The following is a 19,649-nucleotide window of genomic DNA, read 5'->3' as shown; positions in this document are numbered from 1 at the left end:
AATTGCGACCATCGACCGACTTCAGGGCATCGCGCCCGCTAATGGCCCAGACCCAGGACATCGACGCGCTGGCCAAGGGCGGGCGGACCAATATCGCGGGTTTCGTCCTGCGGCTGGCCGCGCGCATCCCCTTCCTGTTCATCGCGGGCCGCATCTACGGCCCCGATCTGGTCGGGCGCTTCGCCATTGCCGTGGTCGTCGTCGAATTGGCGGCGCTGGTCGCGACATTGGGCATGAAGCGCGGGCTGGCACAGGCACTGGCCTCGACCGATCGACCGCATGTCCATGTCGTCTGGGACGCGATGGCGCTCGCCTTCCTGGCCTCGGTGGCGGCGAGCGCGGTGTTGTGGAGCTTTCCCGAGCTTCTCTACCCCAACAGCGCGATCACCGGGCTGGACCGGTGGCTGCCCTGCATCATCGTCGCCATCGCCTGGTCCGATGTCAGTCTCGCCGCGCTCGCCTATCGCCACAACGTCAAGGCGACCGTCACGGCGCGGGCGGTGATCGAACCCTGGACCATCTCGATCGCCGCCTGGGTCTTTTCCTTTTTCACCATCCGCGACGGCCTCGTCCTGTCCTATGTCGCGTCGATGACGGCCGCGCTGATCGCCAGCCTGGTGCCGTTCCTGCGCAGCTATGGCCTGCCACAGGGTTGGAGCCCGCGCCTCGCCCGCGTCTTCGCGCTGGCCCGCGCCAATGCCCCGCTCGCGGGGGCGGACGCGCTGGAATGGGGCACGCGCAATGTCGACCGCTTCATCCTGGGCGTGATGTTCGAACCGCGCATCGTCGGCATCTATTATATGGCGCAGCAGGTCGCCTCGTTGCCGCAGAAGCTGAAGACCAGTTTCGACCCGATCCTGGGCCCCGTCATCACCCAGAGCCTGGCCAATGGCGACATGGGCGCGATCGCGCGGCAGGTGCGGCAGGTCGCCTTCTGGATCATGGCGGCGCAGGGCTGCCTGGCACTGATGGGCTCGATTCCGGGCGAAGGCGTGATGGGCGTGGTCGGCCCGCAATTCGTGTCGGGCACCGCCGCACTCGCCTTCCTGCTGTTTGCCGAGGTGCTGGCCTCGACCGGCGCGGTATGTGAATCGGCGCTGGTCTATACCGCGCGGCACCGCAACCTGATGATCTCGATCGCGATGCTGGGCGTGCAGATCGGCCTGAGCTTCGCGCTGATCCTGGGGATGCGCGCGCTCGGCTGGCCACAGACCTGGGCGGCGGCGGGCCCGGCCGTGGCGCTGGCGATGAGTGTCACCATGACCTCGGTCATCAAGGCACGCGTGTTGTCGGGCATATTGAAGGCGCCGGTATCGCCGTTCCGCTGGCCTTTGGTCTGGGCGGCCGGTGCGGCGGTCGTGGTCGGGGGTGCGTTCACCCTGCTGCCCAAGCGGCTGGAATGGGCCGAACTGCTGTTCGGCGAGCCCGCCATCGCCGCGACCTATCTGCTGGTGCTGTGGCGCTGGGCCTTCGGTCCGGCGGACCGGGCGCTGTTCGGCAAGGCGCCGAGCGTGGAGGAGGCGACGCTGCCCAATGCGGGCGGGATTACGCGGTAACCCCTTTCCTCCCCTGCAAGGGGAGGTGGCAGTCCGCAGGACTGACGGAGGGGTGTCACCATCGGCGGGGACACCCCTCCACCACCGCTTCGCGGCGGTCCCCCTCCCCTTACAGGGGAGGACGTGAACTTAGTGCCGGAAGTGACGCATGCCGGTGAAGACCATCGCCAGGCCGGCCTCGTCCGCCGCCGCGATGACCTCGTCGTCGCGGATCGAGCCGCCCGGCTGGATCACCGCCGTCGCGCCCGCCTCGACCGCGGCGAGCAGGCCGTCGGCGAAGGGGAAGAAGGCGTCCGACGCGACCGCCGAACCGATGGTGCGGGGTTCCGCCCAGCCCGCCTTTTCGGCGGCGTCCTTGGCCTTCCACGCCGCGATGCGCGCCGATTCCAGGCGGTTCATCTGGCCCGCACCCACACCGGCGGTCGAGCCGCCCTTGGCATAGACGATCGCATTGGACTTCACATGCTTGGCCACCGTCCAGGCGAAGCGGCAATCGGCCAGTTCCTGCGTCGTGGGCGCGCGCTTGGTCACGACCTTCAGCATGTCGTCGGTCAGGCGGCCATTGTCGCGGCTCTGGACCAGCAGGCCGCCCGCGATCGACTTCATCATCAGGCCGGGACGCGCCGGGTTGGGTAGTTCGCCCGAGAGCAGTAGGCGGAGATTCTTCTTCTTGGAGAATATCTCACGCGCTTCCGGCGAAGCGTCCGGGGCCACCACCACTTCGGTGAAGATACCCGAGATCGCTTCCGCCGTCTCGGCGTCGAGGGGGCGGTTGCAGGCGATGATGCCGCCGAACGCCGACACCGTGTCGCAGGCGAACGCCGCCTGATAGGCCTCCAGCAGCGTGTCACCGCTCGCCACGCCGCAGGGATTGGCGTGCTTGACGATGACGACGGTCGGCGGACCGTCGAGGAACTCGCTGACCAGCTCCAGCGCGGCGTCGGCGTCGTTGAGATTGTTGTAGCTCAGCGCCTTGCCCTGCAACTGCTCGGCCTGGGCGATGCCCTGACCGCCCTTTTGCGGCAGATAGAGCGCGGCGACCTGATGCGGGTTCTCGCCATAGCGCAGCGTTTCGGGATGCTTGGTGAAGGCGAGCGGCAGGGTCGCCGGGAAGGCCTCGCCCTGGTCGACGAAGCCGAACCACTGCGCGATCGCCGAGTCATAGGCGGCGGTGGCGGCGAAGGCCTTGGCGGCCAGGCGCTGGCGGGTCTTCAACGTCGAGGCGCCGTCATGGGCGGCCAGATCGGCGAGGAAGTCGGCATAGTCGGCCGGATCGGTCAGGATCGAGACATAGCCATGGTTCTTGGCCGCCGAGCGGACCATGGATGGGCCGCCGATATCGATATTCTCGATGATCTCGGGACGCTCCGCGCCCTTCGCGACGGTCTGCTGGAAGGGATAGAGGTTGACCACCACGAGGTCGATCGCGCCGATGCCATGCTCGGTCATCGCGGCGGCATGGGCGGGGTCGTCGCGCACCGCGAGCAGGCCGCCATGCACCATCGGGTGCAGCGTCTTGACCCGGCCGTCCATCATCTCGGGGAAGTTGGTGACCTCGGAAATGTCGCGCACCGGCAGGCCCGCATCGCGGATCGCCTTGGCGGTGCCGCCGGTCGAGACGAGGTCGACCCCGCGCTCGGCCAGCGCACGGGCCAGGTCGATGACGCCGGTCTTGTCGGACACCGACAGCAGCGCGCGGCGGACCGGCACCAGATCGACGGAGGGAGCGGAGGGGAGCGAAACGGCCATCGGGCAGCGGGTCCTACATGCTGAAGGGGAGTTTGCGGACCCGATAGACTCCGATTCGCCGAAGCGCAAAATGTTCCTCCCCAGTATGGGGAGGTAGCAGGCCGAAGGCCTGACGGAGGGGGGCTTCCTCATGGGGCGCCCCTTGTGGCGATCCCCCTCCACCACCCTGCGGGTGGTCCCCCTCCCCGTTCCGGGGAGGATTTCAAGTTTCGCGCGGAGGCGCGGAGAACGCGGAGGGGTTTTGCCCGGTGGCAAATCCTTCGGATCGATAAGCGGCCAGAGCGGAAGCCTTGTCAGCGCGGCAAGTCCGCCAATCTCCGCGCCTCCGCGCGAACAATCCTTCTTAAAGCGCCCGTTTGAATGCCCAGCTGACATGCGCGCCGCCCGCGGGCGTTTCGCCGGTCACGACCAGCTGCTGCGTCGCCACCGGCCGTCCGGTGCCGTCGATCCACAGCGACTCCTCGATGGCCAGCATGCCGCCGCGACAGCGGAACTGCCACAGCGCACCGTCCTCCAGCCGCAGGATCGCCTGGCCGCTCTCGGCCGTCACCATCGCCTCCACCCCGTCACCCAGATGGAAGCGCAGGGCGAAGACCGTGCTGCCGGCCTGCCGCTTGCGCCCCTCGGGCAGCAGCGCATCCTCGCCGCGTAGCTCGCGTCCGTCGCCGGTCAGCAGCAGCTGGCGACGATGGGTGAAGCCATAGCGACGGACATAACCGTCATGGCTCGCCTCGATCCGGCTGGCCGCGTCCGACTCCTGGCGGCTGAGTTCCACCTCGGCGACGCCGCGTCCCAGCGTGCCGTCGGCATGGATGGCGGTGGAGTTGCTGTCGCCCAGCGTCAGCGTCGAATGCGCCGCCGTGGTGCGCAGGCCATGGGCGAGGCTGGCGGGCACCTGCGCCACAGTGGCGCGCGCGCCGCCGCAATTGACGACGATCCGCTGCGCGCCGTCCGAAAACTCGAAGGCCAGGGTCGAGGCACAGCCGCCCTCGATCGCGCGGGCGATCGGCGGGGGGGCGGCGTCCATGACCAGCACCGCCTGCGCCGCCGCCAGCCGCTGATAGCCCCAGTCGCCCGCCTGGCGCAGCGGCCGGGTGCGTACACCGGACGCCTCGATCACGGCGGCGATCCGCTCGGGCGTTTCGGGGCCGGAGCCCTGCCAGCTCGACAGCGCCCTGTCGCCATGCATGACGCCGAGCAGCGCGGAGATCATCCGCTGCAACCGCGTCTGGAACTGCTCGGGAAAGGCCAGGCCGCGCGCGTCATAGACTTCGCGCATCATGGTCAGCAGCATCACCGCGTCGAGCTGTACCGCCGGACTGCGCGCGATCACGCCGCCATCGGGAAACAGCCCGGTATCGAGCGCGCGGGCCAGCCCCGCCTCACCGAACGCCTGGCGCGGATCGCCCCCCGCCAGCAGCAGCCCGGCCGCGATCACCCCGCACCACGCCGCGATGCGCGCGACGCCCGGCGGGGCCTTGTCGGCGCCGCGATCGAGATGCCGCGCGCCCCGCGCCATCGTGTTGAGCACCCGCGAGCGATAGACGAGGTCGTTGGACGACAGGATCAGCGGCGCATGCGCGGTCCAGAACAGGATGCGCCGCCCCCAGAGATCGGGGCGCCAGGCGACGGCATCGACCGTCTCGGCAAAGGCGTCGAGCCAGCGGCCCATCAGATACTCGGCGATCGGCGCGCCCTGCGCCCGGGTCGCGACGGTCGACAGGTCGCGCAGCCAGGCGAAGCTGTGCAGATGATCGGCGAACCCGGTCGACCAGTCGGGCCGGGCGAAATCGATCGACTCGACCCCGCGCTCCTCGCCCCGCCAGTCGAGCACCCCGCCGAGCAGCGCATGACCGCGCTCGATATCGCCCAATACGGGGTCCTCGGGCACCGCCATCAGCTTGAGCGGATGCCGCCCCTTCAGCCGCAGCGAATGCAGCGGCGTACGCCAGGTCAGCCGGTGGAGATGCTCGCTGAGCCGATCCGCGAGCGACAGGCCACCGCTCTGGACGCGGACCAGGCGTTTGCCTTCCTCGATGCTGTCGGCGGCGATACGGGCCTCTTCGGCTCCCATGCGATCGCGCATTTGAGTCAACGGCCCGCTCAACCGCGCAGAGCGGTGATGTTCGCGGCGTAATGCTCCGGGCCACCCCGGAAAGCGGCGGTGCCCGCGACCAGCGCATCCGCCCCGGCCTCGATACAGCGCTTGGCCCAGGCCGGATCGACCCCGCCATCCACCTCCAGGTCGATGGCGCGGCCCGAATGCTCGATCATCTTGCGGATCGCCGAAATCTTCTTGAGCTGGCTCTCGATGAAGCTCTGCCCGCCAAAGCCCGGGTTCACGCTCATCACCAGGACCAGGTCGACCATGTCGATCAGGTAATCCAGCATCTTGGCGGGCGTGGCGGGGTTCAGGACGACCCCTGCGCGCTTGCCCAGCCCCTTGATGTGCTGGATCGTGCGGTGGATATGCGGCCCCGCCTCCGGGTGGACCGTGATCGTGTCCGCCCCGGCCTCGGCAAAGGCGTCGAGATAGGCGTCGATCGGCGAGATCATCAGATGCACGTCGAACGGCTTGGTCGTGTGCGGGCGCAACGCCTTCACCACCGCCGGGCCGATGGTGATGTTGGGCACGAAATGCCCGTCCATCACATCGATGTGGATCCAGTCGGCACCAGCGGCGTCGATGGCCCGGACTTCCTCGCCCAGTTTGGCGAAATCGGCGGACAGGATGGAGGGTGCGATACGGACGGGGAGCATGGCATTTGTCCTTAACGCCATATCGCGCCCAAGTCAGCCTTTGCGTTGCAGCCGCGCGATGAAGAACCCGTCGAGCCGCCCTTCCTTTGCGAGCATCGTCGGCAGGGTGCGGATCGTGCCCTCATCGGTGATCCCCGGCCACTCGCCGGTGATCGGCGACAGCGCATAGTCGGGGCGCTCGGCCAGGAAGGCGGCGATCTGGCGCTCGCCCTCTTCCGGCTCCAGCGAGCAGGTGGCATAGACCAAGGTCCCGCCGGGCTTCAGCCAGTCGGCGGCGCGCGCCAGGATCACGCGCTGCAACGCGGCCATCTCGGCGATGATCGCGGGGCGGACGCGGTAGAGAACGTCCGGGTGACGGCGGAAGATGCCGCTGGCGCTACACGGCGCGTCGACCAGGATCGCGTCGACCGGTTGCTTCGGGCTCCATTCGCGCAGGTCGGCGGTGACGACCTCGGCGGACTGGTTGGTGCGCTCCAGATTCTCGGCGAGTCGGGCCAGGCGCGACTCGGACTGGTCGATCGCGGTGACGGTCCAACCGGCGGCGGCGAGCTGGAGCGTCTTGCCACCCGGTGCGGCACACAGGTCGAGCACATGGCCCTTGCCCTCGCCCAGCAGCCGTGCGGGGATTGAGGCGGCGAGGTCCTGCACCCACCAGGCACCCTCGTCGAAACCCTGCAACTCCATCACCGCGCTGCCGGAAGGCAAACGCACATGACCGGGCAGCAGGCTGACCCCGCCCAGCTTTTCCGCCCATTCCCCGGTCGCGGAGGGGTCGGCCAGCGTCAGGTCGAGCGGCGGCGGCGCGGCGATGGCATGGGCGGCGGCCTCGACCATCTCCTCGCCCCACTTCTCTTCCCAGCGCGCCTCGGTCGTGTCGGGCAGAGCGGGGATTTCGGGGAGCAGCACGCCGCTCTTGGTGATGGTGCTGAACACCCCGTGCACCAGCTTGCGTGGGCCGCCATCGACCAGCGGCAGCACGGTCGAGATCGCCGCATGCGGCGGCGTGCCCAGCGCCAGCACCTGGACGAGCGCGATGCGCAGGGCGAAGCGCGCCTTGGCATCGTCGGGCAGCCGCTGCTTGGTCGCCGAATCGATCAGCGCGTCGAGATCGGGCAGGCGGCGCAGCGTCTCCGCCGCGATGGCATGCGCCAGACCCCGGTCAGGCCCGCCCGGCAGCGCGCGGGTCGCCGAGGCGAGGGCGGCCTCCAGCGGCTCGCCCCGGCGCAGCACCGCGTCGAGCAGGCGGATGGCGGCGCGGCGGCTTGCGGTGCCCAGCGGCTCGGTCGGGCGCTGCTGCCGCCCGCGACGGTCCTCGCCCTTGGGGCCACCACGACGATCGGGACGGCCACGGGTCGGCGATTGGGGAGGACGTGTCACTTGGCAAAACTCCTGTCAGCCCCGACATGGGCTGCAATATTCCGTCCCCTTAGTCGAAAGGACCGCTCATGGGCCAGCGCCCCGACCATGTGAAGCCGCCCGCCTATCTCTCGCAGAACCCGCCCGTGCCGCAGCCCGAGGCCAAGCCGGAGCCGCAGGACGACCCGTTGGGGAAGAATCCGGTGCGCTATGGGGATTGGGAATTGAAGGGCGTTGCGGTCGATTTTTGAGGGTTAAGACCCTCCCGCCTACTTCTTAAGCCCCTCCCGCAAGCGGGAGGGGTTTGGGGAGGGAAAGGGGCCTCGCAGAGACCATCCCCTGTGGCTTGCCCTTCCCCATCCCGCTTGCGGGAGGGGAGCGGCCAGAGGCCAGGTGAGCCTTACTCACCCCCGTTCAGCCTGAGCGAAGTCGAAGGCCACACCCCAACCTCACCTCAAGCAAAAAATCACCGCCGCACCAAAGTCCCCGCCCCCTGCTTGGTGAAGATTTCCAGCAGCATCCCGTGCGGCACGCGCCCGTCCAGGATCACCGCCGCATCCACGCCCGCTTCCACCGCATTGACGCAGGTTTCCAGCTTGGGGATCATCCCCCCCGAAATCGTCCCGTCGCTGCGCAGTTCCGCGATCCTGGCCGGGTTCAGGTCGGTCATCAGCTCGCCCTGCTTGTCAAGCACGCCCGCGACATCGGTCAGCAGGAAGAAGCGCGACGCACCCAGCCGCGCGGCGATCGCGCCCGCCATGGTGTCGGCGTTGATGTTATAGGTATGCCCGTCCAACCCGATGGCGACCGGCGCGATGACCGGGATGATGCCGTCGGCGCACAGGCTTTCGATCAGGCGCGGGTCGACCGCGACCGGTTCACCGACGAAGCCCAGGTCGACATGCCGCTCGATCCCCTTCAGCGGATCGGCCTCGCGCCCCTGGATCTTCTCGGCGATGACGAGGCCCGCATCCTTGCCCGAGATGCCGACCGCGCGGCCCCCGGCGGCGGAAATCCAGCTGACGATTTCCTTGTTGATCGAACCCGCCAGCACCATCTCGGCGATCTGCGCGGTTTCGCGGTCGGTGACGCGCAGGCCATTGACGAATTGCGACTCGACGCCGAGGCGCTTCAGCATCGCGCCGATCTGCGGGCCGCCGCCGTGCACGACCACCGGGTTGATACCGACCGCCTTGAGCAGCACCATGTCCTCGGCGAAGTCGCGCTGCCGCTCGGGATCGCCCATGGCGTGGCCGCCATATTTCACCACGAAGGTCTTGCCCGCGTAACGCTGAAGATAGGGCAGCGCCTCGGTCAGCGTCTCGGCCTTGGCGAGCAGGGCGGCGTCGGGATCGTGGTTGGTCATGGCGGCCCTTTATCGCGGGTCGGGAGCGGGGAAAACCGGCAATATGGGTCAGGCGCGGTCCAGCCGCCGCCCCAGCCCCACGAAGACATAGATCAACGGCGGCACCAGGATCGCCGACAGCGTGACCTTGGCGATCATCTGCCCCACGATCAGCGGGCCGACGGGAAACTCGCCGTAAAAGGCGATCGTCACGAACAGCAGCGTGTCGACCACCTGACTGAGCATGCTGGCGATCGCCGCGCGCAGCCAGAGCAGCTTGCTGCCCTCGCGTCCTTTCAGGGCGGCGAAGATGGTGACGTTCAGCGTCTGCGACACGCCGTAGGCGACGATGCCCCCCATCCAGATCCGCCAGGTCGATCCCAGCACCAGCTGGATGGCATCGCGATTGGCCGGGATCATCTCCGGCGAGGCGGGCAGCTTGTAGACGACGAAGGAGAGAACCAGCGACACGAGCAGCGGCACGAAGCCCACCCGCACCAGCCGTCCGGCGGTGGCGGGGCCGTGCAGCTCGGCCACCGCGCTCGACGTGACGACCAGCAGCAGGAAGGCGAAGATGCCCGCCTCGACCGCCAGCGGGCCGAGTGCCACCTGCTTGTTGCCCAGCACGCCCGCGATACAGACCATGCCGCCATAGAAGATCGACAGGGCAAAGAGCGAAGGCGAAATCAGGCGGGGGCGAGCGGAAATGTCGGGCTGGTCCATCGGCGACTGCTAGCGCGAAAACGATCCGGGGCAAAGGATTAGGAGCGTCTCATTCCTCCCCTGCAAGAGGAGGTGGCAGGGCGAAGCCCTGACGGAGGGGTGTCGCCCCTCTCGATAGCGCCCCCCCTCCGACGCGCTACGCGCGCCACTTCCCCTTGCAGGGGAGGAATTAGAAGGCTCAACCGCTTGCACCGCACCCCGTGACAGGCTCTATTCCCCGCCGACACAGAAAAAAGGGGGATCACATGCGGTTGGCTAAATGGCTCGGCGGGGTGGCGGCGACGCTGGCGATGCTGCCCGGCATCGCGGCGGCGCAAGGGAGGCCCGACCAGAAGGCGTTCTTCGACCTGTACAAGCAGCTGGTCGAAACCAATACCAGCCTGTCGGTCGGCAGCTGCACCCAGGCCTCCGCCCAGATCGCCGACCGGCTGAAGGCGGCGGGCTACAAGGACGCCGACATCACCCTGTTCTCGGTCCCCGAGCATCCCAAGGACGGCGGCATCGTTGCGGTTCTGCCCGGTACCGACAAGAAGCTGAAGCCGATGCTGCTGCTCGGCCATCTCGACGTGGTCGAAGCCAAGCGCGAGGACTGGACGCGCGATCCGTTCAAGCTGATCGAGGAGGACGGCTTCCTCTATGGACGCGGCACCGTCGACGACAAGGCGATGAGCGCGGTCTGGGCCGACACGCTGATCCGCCTGAAAAAGACCCCGCCCAAGCGCACGATCAAGATGGCGCTGACCTGTGGCGAGGAAACGACCTTCGCCTTCAACGGCGCGGAATGGCTGGCCAAGAACAAGCCCGACCTGATCGCCGCCGAATTCGTCCTGAACGAGGGCGGCGGCGGGCGGCTCGACTCCGACGGCAAGCGCGAGTTGCTGGCGGTGCAGGTCGGCGAGAAGGCGGCGCAGAACTATACCTTCCTCGCCACCAATCCGGGCGGGCACAGCTCGCAGCCGACGCCGGAAAACGCGATCTACGAACTCGCCGATGCCGTGAAGGCGGTGCAGGGTTACGAGTTTCCCATCCACCTGACTGACACCACGCGCGCCTTCCTGACCGCGACCGCGCAGAAGGTCGGCGGCCAGCTGGGCGATGCGATCACCCGCCTGCTCGCCAATCCGGAGGACAAGGCCGCGGATGCGATCGTCAGCCAGGACAAGGCGCTGCACTCGACGCTGCGCACCACCTGCGTCGCGACGCTCCTCCAGGCGGGCCATGCCGAAAACGCCCTGCCCCAGCGCGCGACGGCCAATATCAACTGCCGCATCTTCCCCGGTGAGACGGTCGACGGCACGCTGGCCCGGCTGAAGGAACTGGCGGGCCCCAAGGTCACCGTCACCGCCAACCAGCCGGTGCGCCCGACCGCGATTCCGCCCAAGCTGGACCCGAAGATCATCGGCCCGATGAAGACGCTGGCCGCCAGGCATTTCCCCGGCGTGCCGCTGGTCCCGATGATGTCGACCGGGGCGACCGACGGCATCTTCTTCCAGACGATCGGCATTCCCGTCTACGGCGCGCCGGGCATCTTCATCGAAAAGGACATGTCGGGCATCCACGGCCTGAACGAGCGCATCCGGGTCAGCTCGCTCTATGATGGGCGGGATTATCTCTACGATCTGGTCCGCGCCTACGCCTATTGAGCAGCGCTTCGTTCGCCGAAAAAGGGGGTGTCACCGCCGGGACGGGACATCCCCTTTTGCCGCAGCCCTGCGTTCCGCCCGGAGGCAGCCGGTCAGAAGCTGGCCCAGTCGTCCTCGCTCTGTTCGACCAGCTCCAGATTGCCGTGCCGGGCAGGCAGCTTGCGGCTCGGTTGCGGTGCTATGGGCATCGGGCTCGGCGACGGGGCCGCCATCGGGGCCGCGCTCGTCCGGTCCAGCCGGAAGCGCCCTACCTGATTTGCCAGCATGTCCGCCTCGTTCGCCAGGCTGCGCGCCGCCGCATTGGCCTCTTCCACCATCGCCGCATTCTGTTGCGTGACGGTATCCATCTCCGCGACGGCGGTGTTGATCTGTTGCAAGCCGGTCGATTGCTGCTCGGCTGCGCTGGCGATCGTCCGGGTCAGCGTGCTGATCTCGCCGACACGCCCGATGATGCGTTCCAGCGACCGCCCCGTCTCCCCGACCAGCGCGACCCCGGCCTCGACCTGCTGGGCGCTGGCGCTGATCCTTGCCTTGACGTCCTTGGCCGCCTCGGCCGAACGCTGCGCCAGGGCGCGGACCTCGGAGGCGACGACCGCGAAGCCCTTGCCCGCATCGCCCGCGCGCGCCGCCTCGACCCCGGCATTGAGCGCCAGGAGATTGGTTTGGAAGGCGATGCCGTCGATGACCGAGATGATCTCGCTGATTTCGGATGAGGTCTGTTCGACGCGGGCGATCGCCTCGACCGTCCGGCGCACCACCTCGCCGCTGCGCTGGGCGTCCTCCTGCGCCTTGCCCACGACCTCGCTGGCCTGGGCGGCGTCCTTCGCCGTGTTGCGGACCGTATCGGTGACCTCGGCCATGGCGGCGGAGCTTTCCTCCAGGCTTGCGGCCTGCTGCTCGGTGCGCTGCGACAGATGATCCGAGGCCTGGTTGACCTCGCTCGCGCCGGTACGGATCTGGGTCACGCTGGCCGCCACCTAGGCGATCGTGGTGTTCAACTCGGTCACCGCGCTGTTGAAGTCGGTGCGCAGCTTGGCATAGCCTTCGGGGAATTGCGTATCGATCTTGCAGGTCAGGTCGCCCGCCGCCAGCGCGGCCAGGCTGCGGCCCAGGATTTCGGTCGCCTCGGACGCGGCGCGGGCCTTTTCCTGCTCGGCATCGACCACCGACTGGCGGAAGGCATCGACCGACCGCGCGATGTCGCCGATCTCGTCGCGCTGCTCCAGATGCGGAACGGCGGCCGTCCCCTTCGAGCGGGCCAGATCGCGGATGGTCGTGGCCAGCCGCTTGACCGGGGCCAGCACCGCACGCGCGATGGTCAGGATCGACAGGCCCAGGATCAGGGCCGAAACCAGCATCAGGCCGATCATCAGCTTGCGGTTGAACGCCGCCCGGTCGCGCGCCTCGGTGCCGGCCTCTTCGGCGACCTTGATCTGAAGATCGACCAGCTTGCCGATCGACGCGGATACCGGATCGATGCTGGGATAGAGCGCGCCGATCACAAAGGCATCGAGCGCCGCACGGTCGCCGCGGTCCAGTATGCCTTCCAGTTCGGCAACCCGCTGGTCGGCAACCCGCATGTTGCGCTCGGCCTCGTTGGCGAGCACCGCTTCCTGCGCATTGATTTCGGTCGCCCGATATTGCTTCCAGTGACGGTGCAGGGTGATGATGCCCTGGCGCACCCGATCGGCCGCGTCCGGATATGCCAGGTTGCCGTTGCGCGCCTTGTGAGAGGCGTCGACAATGTCGACCGCATATTTGTCCGCCACGATCTTCAGATCGCGCAGGGGAACCACCCGGTCCTGCAAAATGGTCGTCAGGGCGGCTTCGCTGCCGGTCATGCTGGTCAGTCCCAGTCCGCCCAGTCCCACGATGATCAAACCCAGTGCCACCAAGCACGCGGTCAGTTTCGTGCCGATCGTCATTTCATGTCTCCCGATCGGCTTTTGCTAGGTGAAAACCCTTTCAAATTAATCTACATCATATTTCCCTTGTCTTAGACAGGCTTATCCACAGGCGCTGCACCCGAATCATACACCTTTTGCTCGTCCGGCCGGCTCACGGGTCCTTTGCCGGACGGGCCGTCGTCCAGCAGGGTTTCAGCATCGCGCGCGTCCGGTTCACCCATTCGGCAAGCGGCGTGCCCACATTCGAATTCAGCTCGAGGGGGAACCCGATTTCCGAGCCGTAATGGGCCCGGAAGCGGACCCGATAGCCCACACCGTCCAGGATCAGGTCCGTCGCGTCACTGGGCAGCGACGGTGTCGGCATGGGGATGGATCGCAAATGGCGAACGGCTTCGGCCGCGCCGGGACATGTCCGGCTGTCGGCCCATATGGTGACGGTCGGCTTGCCATGTTGCCGTAAGGTCATGCGCAGGATGCGGGGATCCGCCATGCTACTGGTCTCGTCGCGAAGAAACGCGATGGTTTCCGAACTATAGGCAAGTGACGGCCCATAGGTCATGTCAGCCCAGACATCATCGGGCAACGGCCCGGTGATGCTGGCTTGCAGGATCAATGCCGCGATCATCCTGGCTCTCCCGTTCCTTCCGCCGCTAGGGCGTCCCGCCCGTCGCAAGCTGCCAATTGGCTGAACGCCGCCGCCATGCTTCGTTCAGATCAAATGCCGCAATATCCTTACCATACGGGAGCGAATACGTTTCGAGGAACTGGCAATGAAGATGCTCAAGACCGGATTGCTGGTGGCCCTGGCCGGTGGGGCGATGCTGACGGCCACCGCCGCCGGCGCGCAGGACTGGCGCTATGACGGCTATGCCGCGCAACAGGCGCATCAGGATGCCCAGTATCGCGCCTATCAGGCGGGCCGCGACCAGCGCGCCGCCGACGAAGCCGCCTATTATGGCGATTACCGCGCCGCCAACGCCTATGCGCACGACGCCTCGATCCGCCGGTCGGAGGCCAAGCAGGCCGCCCGCTTCGCGCATGAGGCGAAGAAGGCGCAATATTGGGGTTCGTGGCGGCATCACGGCTGGGGCTGGTAAGCCCCTCCCCCGACGCCCAACGGAAAAGGGGCCGACGCTGGGTTAGCGTCGGCCCCTTTTTGCTGTGCGATACACTGGGCGATACACTGGGCGATCACGCCGGGCGATCGGCCCGCAGCCGATCAGCCGTCGTAATCGGCACCCAGATTCTGGTTGCGCGGCGGAGCGGCGGCGGTCAGGCGCAGCGCCTCGGCCGAGGCCTGCAGACTGCCGACGTCATCCGCCTCGTCCTCGTCGTCGATCTGGACGCGCTGCAGGCTGTTGACCACGGCTTCTTCCAGATGGGTCGGACGAACCGTTTCCTCTGCGATCTCGCGCAGCGCGACGACCGGGTTTTTGTCGCGATCGCGGTCGACGGTCAGATCCGCCCCGCCCGAAATCTGACGGGCCCGCTGCGCCGCGAACAGCACCAGATCGAAACGGTTGGGAATCTTGTCGACGCAATCTTCGACGGTGACGCGCGCCATGCGTGTGTCCTTCGCAAATAATGCTGGGATGAAAGCGTGCCGCCTAGCAGCAAAGGCCGCCCAAGTCAAAAGCCTTGGGCTTGCAACGCCCCCGCCCCCTGGGTCGTTACGTTTTCGACAGGATCACCTACCCCAAGGAGCCGCGCCATTTCCGCCCCCCATCCGCCCGAGCAGCCCGGTTTCCAGGTCGATGGGCAGCGGCTGACCCTGCTCGACACGGGGCCACGGCGACTGGAGGCGGTGCTGGCGCTGATCGAGGGGGCGCAGGTTTCGCTGCGCATCCTCTATTATATCTATGCGGATGACGAGACCGGGCGGCGGGTCCGCGACGCGATGATCGCGGCGGCCCGGCGCGGCGTCTCGGTATCGGTGATCGTCGACGGCTTCGGCGCGGGCGCGGACGAGGCGTTCTTCCGCCCGCTGGTCGAGACGGGTGCGCGGCTGTCGCGGTTCGAGCCGCGCTTCGGCCGCCGCTATCTGTTGCGCAACCATCAGAAGCTGGCGCTGGCGGATGCCGAAGGACCCTCCCCCTCGATCATCATCGGCGGTTTCAATATCGAAGATGATTACTTCGGCACCCCCGCCGACCAGAGCTGGCGCGATCTGGGCCTGCTGGTCGAGGGTTCGGCGGCGGCGCGGATGGCGGGGTATTTCGATGCGCTGTTCGCCTGGACGGAGGATCCCAAGGGGCGCCTCCGCGATTTGAACAAGGCGCTGGCGCATTGGAGCGAGTCGAAGGGCAGATTGCGCTGGTTGATCGGCGGGCCGACCCGGCGGCTGTCGCCCTGGGCGCGAACCGTGCGCGACGATATGCGCCGGGGGCGACGCATCGACGTGATCGCCGCCTATTTCACCCCCAGCCCCACCATGCTGCGCCGCCTCGACCGGGCCGGGCGGCGCGAGGCCGAGGTGCGGATCGTGACGGCCGGCAAGTCCGACAACGAGGCGACGATCGCCGCCGCGCGCTTCACCTATGCGGGCCTGCTGCGCAAGGGCGTGCGGATCTTCGAATATCAGCTGACCAAGCTGCACACGAAATTATACGTGATCGACGACGCCGTGCACGTCGGCTCGGCCAATTTCGACATGCGCAGCCTGTTCGTGAATCTGGAACTGATGTTGCGGATCGAGGACGCCGCCTTCGCAACCCATGTCCGCGCCTATATCGACGGAGAGATCGCGCGGTCGGAGGCGATCACGCCCGACTGGTACAAGCGCAATACCGGCTGGTTCCAGCGGCTGCGCCAGTTTGCGGCGTACCTGCTGATCGCGGTGATCGACCCGTCGGTATCGCGGGGACTCAATTTCGGGATCGAGTCGCCTGACGGGGACTAAAATTCCTCCCCTGCAAGGGGAGGTGGCAGGCCGTCAGGCCTGACGGAGGGGTGTCGCACTATCGAGAGGGTGACACCCTTCCACCAGCTTCGCTGGTTCCCCTCCCCTTACAGGGGAGGAATGGGTGTCAGTCCTTCCAGGCCCAGTAGAGCTGCGCCGGGGGCACGTTCCACCATTCCATGTCATGGTCGATGTTCGACCAGTGCGGGACCAGGAAGTCCTTCACCTTGGGGCTGAACTGATAGACCAGGAACGCGCCGCCGGGGCGCAGCACGTCATGCGTGCCTTGTGCGATCGCCGGGCCGACGCCGGGCGGCAGGGTCGAGAAGGGCAGGCCCGACAGGACATAATCGGCATGGTCGAAACCATGGTCGCGCACGATCTTCTGCACGTCCGCCGCCGATCCGTTCACCGCCTTGAAGCGGGAATCGATGATCGTGTGGCGCAGATAGTCGCAGAAATCGGCATTGGTATCGATCGCGATCAGCGTCGCGTCGGGCGCCATGCGTTCCAGCACCGGGCGGCAGAAGGTGCCGACGCCGGGGCCATATTCGACGAACAACTTGGTGTTGGCCCAGTCGACGGGGGCCAGCATCTTGCGGATCAGCTTGCCCGACGACGGAATGATCGAGCCCACCATCACCGGATGCTTCAGGAACTGCTGAAAGAACATCTGGCCGGGCGACGGATAACCCGTGGCGTCGGTGCGGGACTTGCGCGCGGCGGTGGTCGAGCTGGGCATCGAGTTCCTGTCGTTCGTGATCCCCGCGTAAGGGACGCGCGAGGGAAACCCCCTCGTCGCACAGGTGCCGAACGACTTTCAAGCTATTGGGTTGCGCGGGCACGGTGCATTCCGTCGCAAAGCGGACTCGATCGACGGGGGATTTGGCATGGACCGGACAGGGCAGATCGCGGTGATTTTCGTGTCGACGCGGACGGATGGCGATGCGGCGGGCTATGCCGCGGCGGCGGAGGCGATGGACGCCCTCGCCGCCGGGCAACCGGGTTATCGTGGCGTCGACAGTGCGCGCGGGGCGGATGGGATCGGGATCACCGTCAGTTGGTGGGCAGACGAAGACAGCGCGTTGGCGTGGCGGGCGCACCCGGACCATGCCGCGATCCGGGAGCGCGGGCGGGCGGAATGGTATTCGCGCTATGAGGTTGCGGTGGCCCAAGTCGGGCGGAGTTATGAATGGGATCAAACTTAGCCGTTTGGAATCCAAAGCGCGCCACCAGCACGCCCCTCCCGCAGGCGGGAGGGGATGGGGGAGGGCAAGGAGTCTCACCGAGACCATCGCTTGCGGCCCTGCCCCCACCCCAAACCCCTCCCCCCTGCCGGGAGGAGGGGCTTAAGCTTCGGCTACGGCGTCTTATCCCCTCGCGGCGTCAGCATGCCCGGCGCGATGAAGCCGATCGGCTGGATCGCCGCCGCTTCCTGCTTCAACTTGGCGGCGATCTGTTCGTAATCGCGCTCCATTTCCGGGGTAACGCTCGCCCGCGCCTCGGTCAGTGCCTCGTCGAAGGCCGCCATATCGACCTGAGTCGCGCCTAACGACTTGCGCAGCGCGATCAGGCCTGCCCGTCGCACCACGTCACCCAGATCGGCACCGGTGAACCGATCGGTCCGCGCCGCCACGTCATCCAGGTCGACATCCTCGGCCAACGGCATCTTGGCGGTCTGGATGCCCAGGATGCGCCGCCGCCCCGCCTTGTCGGGCACGCCGACATAGATGAGTTCATCGAACCGGCCCGGGCGAAGCAGCGCCGGGTCGACCAGATTGGGCCGATTGGTCGCGCCGATCACAACGACCGACTGGAGTTCCTCCAGCCCGTCCATCTCCGCCAGGATGGTGTTGACCACCCGCTCGGTCACCTGCGGCTCACCCAGCCCGCCGCCGCGCGCCGGGACTAGCGAATCCAGTTCGTCGATGAAGATCACCGTCGGCGCGACCTGCCGCGCGCGGGCGAACAGCCGGGTGATCTGCTGCTCGCTCTCGCCATACCATTTGGACAGCAGGTCGCTCGATTTGGTGGCGATGAAGTTGGCCTGCGCCTCGCGTGCGACCGCCTTGGCCAACAGCGTCTTGCCGGTGCCTGGCGGGCCATAGAGCAGGAAGCCCTTGGCGGGCCGGATGCCCAGACGCCGAAACGCATCCGGGTCCTTCAGCGGCAGTTCGACGCCTTCCTTCAGCTTCATCTGCGCGGTGTCGAGCCCGCCGACATCGTCCCAGCGCACGGTCGGCGCCTGCACCATCACCTCGCGCATCGCCGAGGGTTGGACGCGCTTCAGCGCCTCGAGGAAATCCTCGCGCGTCACCGACAGCGTGTCGAGCACTTCGGCCGGGATCGTCCGTTCCTCCAGGTTCAGGCGCGGCATGATCCGCCGCACCGCCTCGATCGCCGCCTCGCGGGTCAGCGCGGCCAGATCCGCGCCGACAAAGCCGAAAGTGGTGCGCGCCAGCTCGTTCAGATCGACCTTGTCGCCCAGCGGCATGCCGCGCGTATGGATGCCCAGGATTTCGCGCCGCCCGCGCTCGTCGGGCACGCCGACCACGATCTCACGATCGAACCGACCCGGCCGCCGCAGCGCCTCGTCGATCGCCTCGGGCCGGTTGGTCGCGGCGATGATGACCAGGTTCGCGCGCGCTTCCAGCCCGTCCATCAGGGTCAGCAACTGCGCGACCAGCCGCTTCTCCGCCTCGCCCTGCACACGGTCGCGCTTGGGGGCGATCGAGTCGATCTCGTCGATGAACACGATCGAGGGGGCGGACTTGGTCGCCTCCTCGAAGATCTCGCGCAGCCGCTGCTCCGACTCGCCATAGGCCGAGCCCATAATCTCGGGGCCGTTGATCAGGAAGAACTGGGCGTCCGACTCGTTGGCGACGGCGCGGGCCAGCCGCGTCTTGCCGGTGCCGGGCGGCCCGTGGAGCAGCACGCCCTTGGGCGGCTCGACGCCCAACCGCTCGAACAATTCCGGATAGCGCAAGGGAAGCTCGACCATCTCGCGCAACTGGTCGATGGTCGAGGCCATGCCGCCGATATCGTCATAGGTGACGTCGGCCCGCCGCGCCTCGCGCGGTTCCTCATATTCGGGACGCAGCTCGACCTCGGTATTCTCGTCGATATGGACGACCCCCTTGGGGCTGGCCGCGACGACCGCGAGGCGGATTTCCTGCAACGCATAGGCGGGCGCGTTCATGAACTGCGCCACGCCCGGCGGCATGTTGGTGACCCGTTGCTGCCCCGCCGTGGCCACCACATCGCCCTGGCAGAGCGGCCGGTTGAAGAAGGTCCGCTTCAGTGCCTGGGCCGAGCCTTGGAGCCGCAGATTCTGTTGCGCAGGGGCAAAGACGACGCGGGTCGCGGGCTTCGATTCGACCTTGCGCACCTCGACGAAATCGCCCGAACCGACGCCCGCATTGGCGCGCTGCAACCCATCAATGCGGACGAGGTCCAAGCCTTCATCCTCGGGATAGGGGGCGACCGCGCGCGCCGGGGTGGCCTGTTTGCCGACGATCTCGACCACGTCGCCCTCGGTGATGCCCAGCGCGGCCATCAGGCTGCGCGGGACATGGGCGAGACCCCGGCCCGAATCCTCGGGGCGGCTATTGGCCACCTGTATCTTGCGGGTCGGCGCGTCGCTGTCGGCCATGATCGTCCCTTGGCAAAGTGTCTGAAACACGAAAGCGCGGGACGTGGGGGCGGGTTCCG

Annotated in this window: 18 protein-coding genes; 6 read left to right on the top strand and 12 right to left on the bottom strand. The window is 67.5% G+C overall.

All coding sequences use genetic code 11. The annotated features are described in order from the left end of the window. Positions 1-41 precede the first annotated feature (41 nt). A complete protein-coding gene (locus ACQR50_RS00375; RefSeq protein WP_184105734.1) occupies positions 42-1,556 on the top strand; it encodes a lipopolysaccharide biosynthesis protein in 1,515 nt (504 codons plus the stop codon). A 129-nt stretch (positions 1,557-1,685) separates the two neighbouring features. Here the strand turns inward: ACQR50_RS00375 and purH are convergent, their stop codons facing one another. From purH to ACQR50_RS00355, 4 genes are all read right to left on the bottom strand, one after another. Then, positions 1,686-3,305 (bottom strand): bifunctional phosphoribosylaminoimidazolecarboxamide formyltransferase/IMP cyclohydrolase, encoded by a 1,620-nt coding sequence (gene purH / locus ACQR50_RS00370; RefSeq protein WP_428969376.1) that lies wholly within the window; start codon positions 3,303-3,305, stop codon positions 1,686-1,688. Between the two features lie 343 nt (positions 3,306-3,648). Further along, entirely contained in the window at positions 3,649-5,379 is a 1,731-nt protein-coding gene (locus ACQR50_RS00365) for a heparinase II/III family protein (RefSeq protein WP_428969375.1), read from the bottom strand. 29 nt (positions 5,380-5,408) lie between these two features. Next, on the bottom strand, positions 5,409-6,065 hold the full coding sequence (gene rpe / locus ACQR50_RS00360; RefSeq protein WP_428969374.1) for a ribulose-phosphate 3-epimerase: 657 nt from the start codon (positions 6,063-6,065) through the stop codon (positions 5,409-5,411). Positions 6,066-6,098: 33 nt separating this feature from the next. Continuing rightward, positions 6,099-7,442, bottom strand: a complete 1,344-nt coding sequence (locus tag ACQR50_RS00355) for an RsmB/NOP family class I SAM-dependent RNA methyltransferase (protein WP_428969373.1) — start codon at positions 7,440-7,442, stop codon at positions 6,099-6,101. 68 nt (positions 7,443-7,510) lie between these two features. On the opposite strand from ACQR50_RS00355, the gene ACQR50_RS00350 reads away from it, so the two are divergent. Next, a complete protein-coding gene (locus ACQR50_RS00350; RefSeq protein WP_076714385.1) occupies positions 7,511-7,672 on the top strand; it encodes a DUF1674 domain-containing protein in 162 nt (53 codons plus the stop codon). Positions 7,673-7,887: 215 nt separating this feature from the next. On the opposite strand, the gene argB is transcribed toward ACQR50_RS00350, so the two are convergent. Both argB and ACQR50_RS00340 read right to left on the bottom strand, forming a co-directional pair. Next, entirely contained in the window at positions 7,888-8,787 is a 900-nt protein-coding gene (gene argB, locus ACQR50_RS00345) for an acetylglutamate kinase (protein WP_056438695.1), read from the bottom strand. A gap of 48 nt (positions 8,788-8,835) precedes the next feature. Further along, the gene (locus tag ACQR50_RS00340) at positions 8,836-9,489 is read right to left on the bottom strand and encodes a queuosine precursor transporter (protein WP_082442340.1); all 654 of its coding nucleotides are present in this window, start codon (positions 9,487-9,489) and stop codon (positions 8,836-8,838) included. A gap of 245 nt (positions 9,490-9,734) precedes the next feature. Here ACQR50_RS00340 and ACQR50_RS00335 point away from each other — a divergent pair, with 245 nt between their 5' ends. Then, positions 9,735-11,132, top strand: a complete 1,398-nt coding sequence (locus tag ACQR50_RS00335; protein WP_428969372.1) for a M20/M25/M40 family metallo-hydrolase — start codon at positions 9,735-9,737, stop codon at positions 11,130-11,132. Positions 11,133-11,224: 92 nt separating this feature from the next. Here the strand turns inward: ACQR50_RS00335 and ACQR50_RS00330 are convergent, their stop codons facing one another. From ACQR50_RS00330 to ACQR50_RS00320, 3 genes are all read right to left on the bottom strand, one after another. Beyond that, the gene (locus ACQR50_RS00330; RefSeq protein WP_428969371.1) at positions 11,225-12,097 is read right to left on the bottom strand and encodes a methyl-accepting chemotaxis protein; all 873 of its coding nucleotides are present in this window, start codon (positions 12,095-12,097) and stop codon (positions 11,225-11,227) included. 12 nt (positions 12,098-12,109) lie between these two features. Continuing rightward, positions 12,110-13,057 (bottom strand): MCP four helix bundle domain-containing protein, encoded by a 948-nt coding sequence (locus ACQR50_RS00325; protein WP_428969370.1) that lies wholly within the window; start codon positions 13,055-13,057, stop codon positions 12,110-12,112. Positions 13,058-13,190: 133 nt separating this feature from the next. After that, positions 13,191-13,664 (bottom strand): hypothetical protein, encoded by a 474-nt coding sequence (locus ACQR50_RS00320; protein WP_428969369.1) that lies wholly within the window; start codon positions 13,662-13,664, stop codon positions 13,191-13,193. Between the two features lie 145 nt (positions 13,665-13,809). On the opposite strand from ACQR50_RS00320, the gene ACQR50_RS00315 reads away from it, so the two are divergent. Further along, entirely contained in the window at positions 13,810-14,136 is a 327-nt protein-coding gene (locus ACQR50_RS00315) for a hypothetical protein (RefSeq protein WP_428969368.1), read from the top strand. Between the two features lie 122 nt (positions 14,137-14,258). On the opposite strand, the gene rpoZ is transcribed toward ACQR50_RS00315, so the two are convergent. Next, entirely contained in the window at positions 14,259-14,603 is a 345-nt protein-coding gene (gene rpoZ / locus ACQR50_RS00310; protein ID WP_042486773.1) for a DNA-directed RNA polymerase subunit omega, read from the bottom strand. A 147-nt stretch (positions 14,604-14,750) separates the two neighbouring features. On the opposite strand from rpoZ, the gene ACQR50_RS00305 reads away from it, so the two are divergent. Next, the gene (locus tag ACQR50_RS00305; RefSeq protein WP_428970744.1) at positions 14,751-15,938 is read left to right on the top strand and encodes a phospholipase D-like domain-containing protein; all 1,188 of its coding nucleotides are present in this window, start codon (positions 14,751-14,753) and stop codon (positions 15,936-15,938) included. A 127-nt stretch (positions 15,939-16,065) separates the two neighbouring features. Here the strand turns inward: ACQR50_RS00305 and ACQR50_RS00300 are convergent, their stop codons facing one another. Beyond that, positions 16,066-16,680: a class I SAM-dependent methyltransferase gene (locus ACQR50_RS00300; RefSeq protein WP_056438713.1), complete on the bottom strand. Its 615-nt coding sequence runs from the start codon at positions 16,678-16,680 to the stop codon at positions 16,066-16,068. A 148-nt stretch (positions 16,681-16,828) separates the two neighbouring features. Between ACQR50_RS00300 and ACQR50_RS00295 the strand changes: the two genes are divergently transcribed. Beyond that, positions 16,829-17,146 (top strand): antibiotic biosynthesis monooxygenase family protein, encoded by a 318-nt coding sequence (locus ACQR50_RS00295; protein ID WP_428969367.1) that lies wholly within the window; start codon positions 16,829-16,831, stop codon positions 17,144-17,146. Positions 17,147-17,298: 152 nt separating this feature from the next. Here ACQR50_RS00295 and ACQR50_RS00290 read toward each other — a convergent pair whose 3' ends face one another. Then, positions 17,299-19,590, bottom strand: coding sequence for a CDC48 family AAA ATPase (locus tag ACQR50_RS00290; protein ID WP_428969366.1), 2,292 nt, complete (start codon positions 19,588-19,590; stop codon positions 17,299-17,301). Between the last annotated feature and the right edge of the window lie 59 nt (positions 19,591-19,649).

The sequence above is a fragment of the Sphingomonas sp. Xoc002 genome, assembly GCF_050408055.1.
GTDB lineage: Bacteria > Pseudomonadota > Alphaproteobacteria > Sphingomonadales > Sphingomonadaceae > Sphingomonas > Sphingomonas yabuuchiae.
The sequence above is the reverse complement of the archived record's forward strand: the minus strand, read 5'-3'. Positions and strand labels throughout refer to the sequence as shown.

Excerpts from the sequence above, each read along its gene's own strand:
- ACQR50_RS00375 (WP_184105734.1), top strand. The coding sequence starts at position 42 with ATGGCCCAGACCCAGGACATCGACGCGCTGGCCAAGGGCGGGCGGACC.
- ACQR50_RS00335 (WP_428969372.1), top strand. The coding sequence starts at position 9,735 with ATGCGGTTGGCTAAATGGCTCGGCGGGGTGGCGGCGACGCTGGCGATG.
- ACQR50_RS00290 (WP_428969366.1), bottom strand. The coding sequence starts at position 19,590 with ATGGCCGACAGCGACGCGCCGACCCGCAAGATACAGGTGGCCAATAGC.
- ACQR50_RS00365 (WP_428969375.1), bottom strand. The coding sequence starts at position 5,379 with ATGGGAGCCGAAGAGGCCCGTATCGCCGCCGACAGCATCGAGGAAGGC.
- ACQR50_RS00295 (WP_428969367.1), top strand. The coding sequence starts at position 16,829 with ATGGACCGGACAGGGCAGATCGCGGTGATTTTCGTGTCGACGCGGACG.
- argB (WP_056438695.1), bottom strand. The coding sequence starts at position 8,787 with ATGACCAACCACGATCCCGACGCCGCCCTGCTCGCCAAGGCCGAGACG.
- rpoZ (WP_042486773.1), bottom strand. The coding sequence starts at position 14,603 with ATGGCGCGCGTCACCGTCGAAGATTGCGTCGACAAGATTCCCAACCGT.
- ACQR50_RS00350 (WP_076714385.1), top strand. The coding sequence starts at position 7,511 with ATGGGCCAGCGCCCCGACCATGTGAAGCCGCCCGCCTATCTCTCGCAG.
- ACQR50_RS00340 (WP_082442340.1), bottom strand. The coding sequence starts at position 9,489 with ATGGACCAGCCCGACATTTCCGCTCGCCCCCGCCTGATTTCGCCTTCG.
- rpe (WP_428969374.1), bottom strand. The coding sequence starts at position 6,065 with ATGCTCCCCGTCCGTATCGCACCCTCCATCCTGTCCGCCGATTTCGCC.
- ACQR50_RS00300 (WP_056438713.1), bottom strand. The coding sequence starts at position 16,680 with ATGCCCAGCTCGACCACCGCCGCGCGCAAGTCCCGCACCGACGCCACG.
- ACQR50_RS00325 (WP_428969370.1), bottom strand. The coding sequence starts at position 13,057 with ATGACGATCGGCACGAAACTGACCGCGTGCTTGGTGGCACTGGGTTTG.
- purH (WP_428969376.1), bottom strand. The coding sequence starts at position 3,305 with ATGGCCGTTTCGCTCCCCTCCGCTCCCTCCGTCGATCTGGTGCCGGTC.
- ACQR50_RS00320 (WP_428969369.1), bottom strand. The coding sequence starts at position 13,664 with ATGATCGCGGCATTGATCCTGCAAGCCAGCATCACCGGGCCGTTGCCC.
- ACQR50_RS00315 (WP_428969368.1), top strand. The coding sequence starts at position 13,810 with ATGAAGATGCTCAAGACCGGATTGCTGGTGGCCCTGGCCGGTGGGGCG.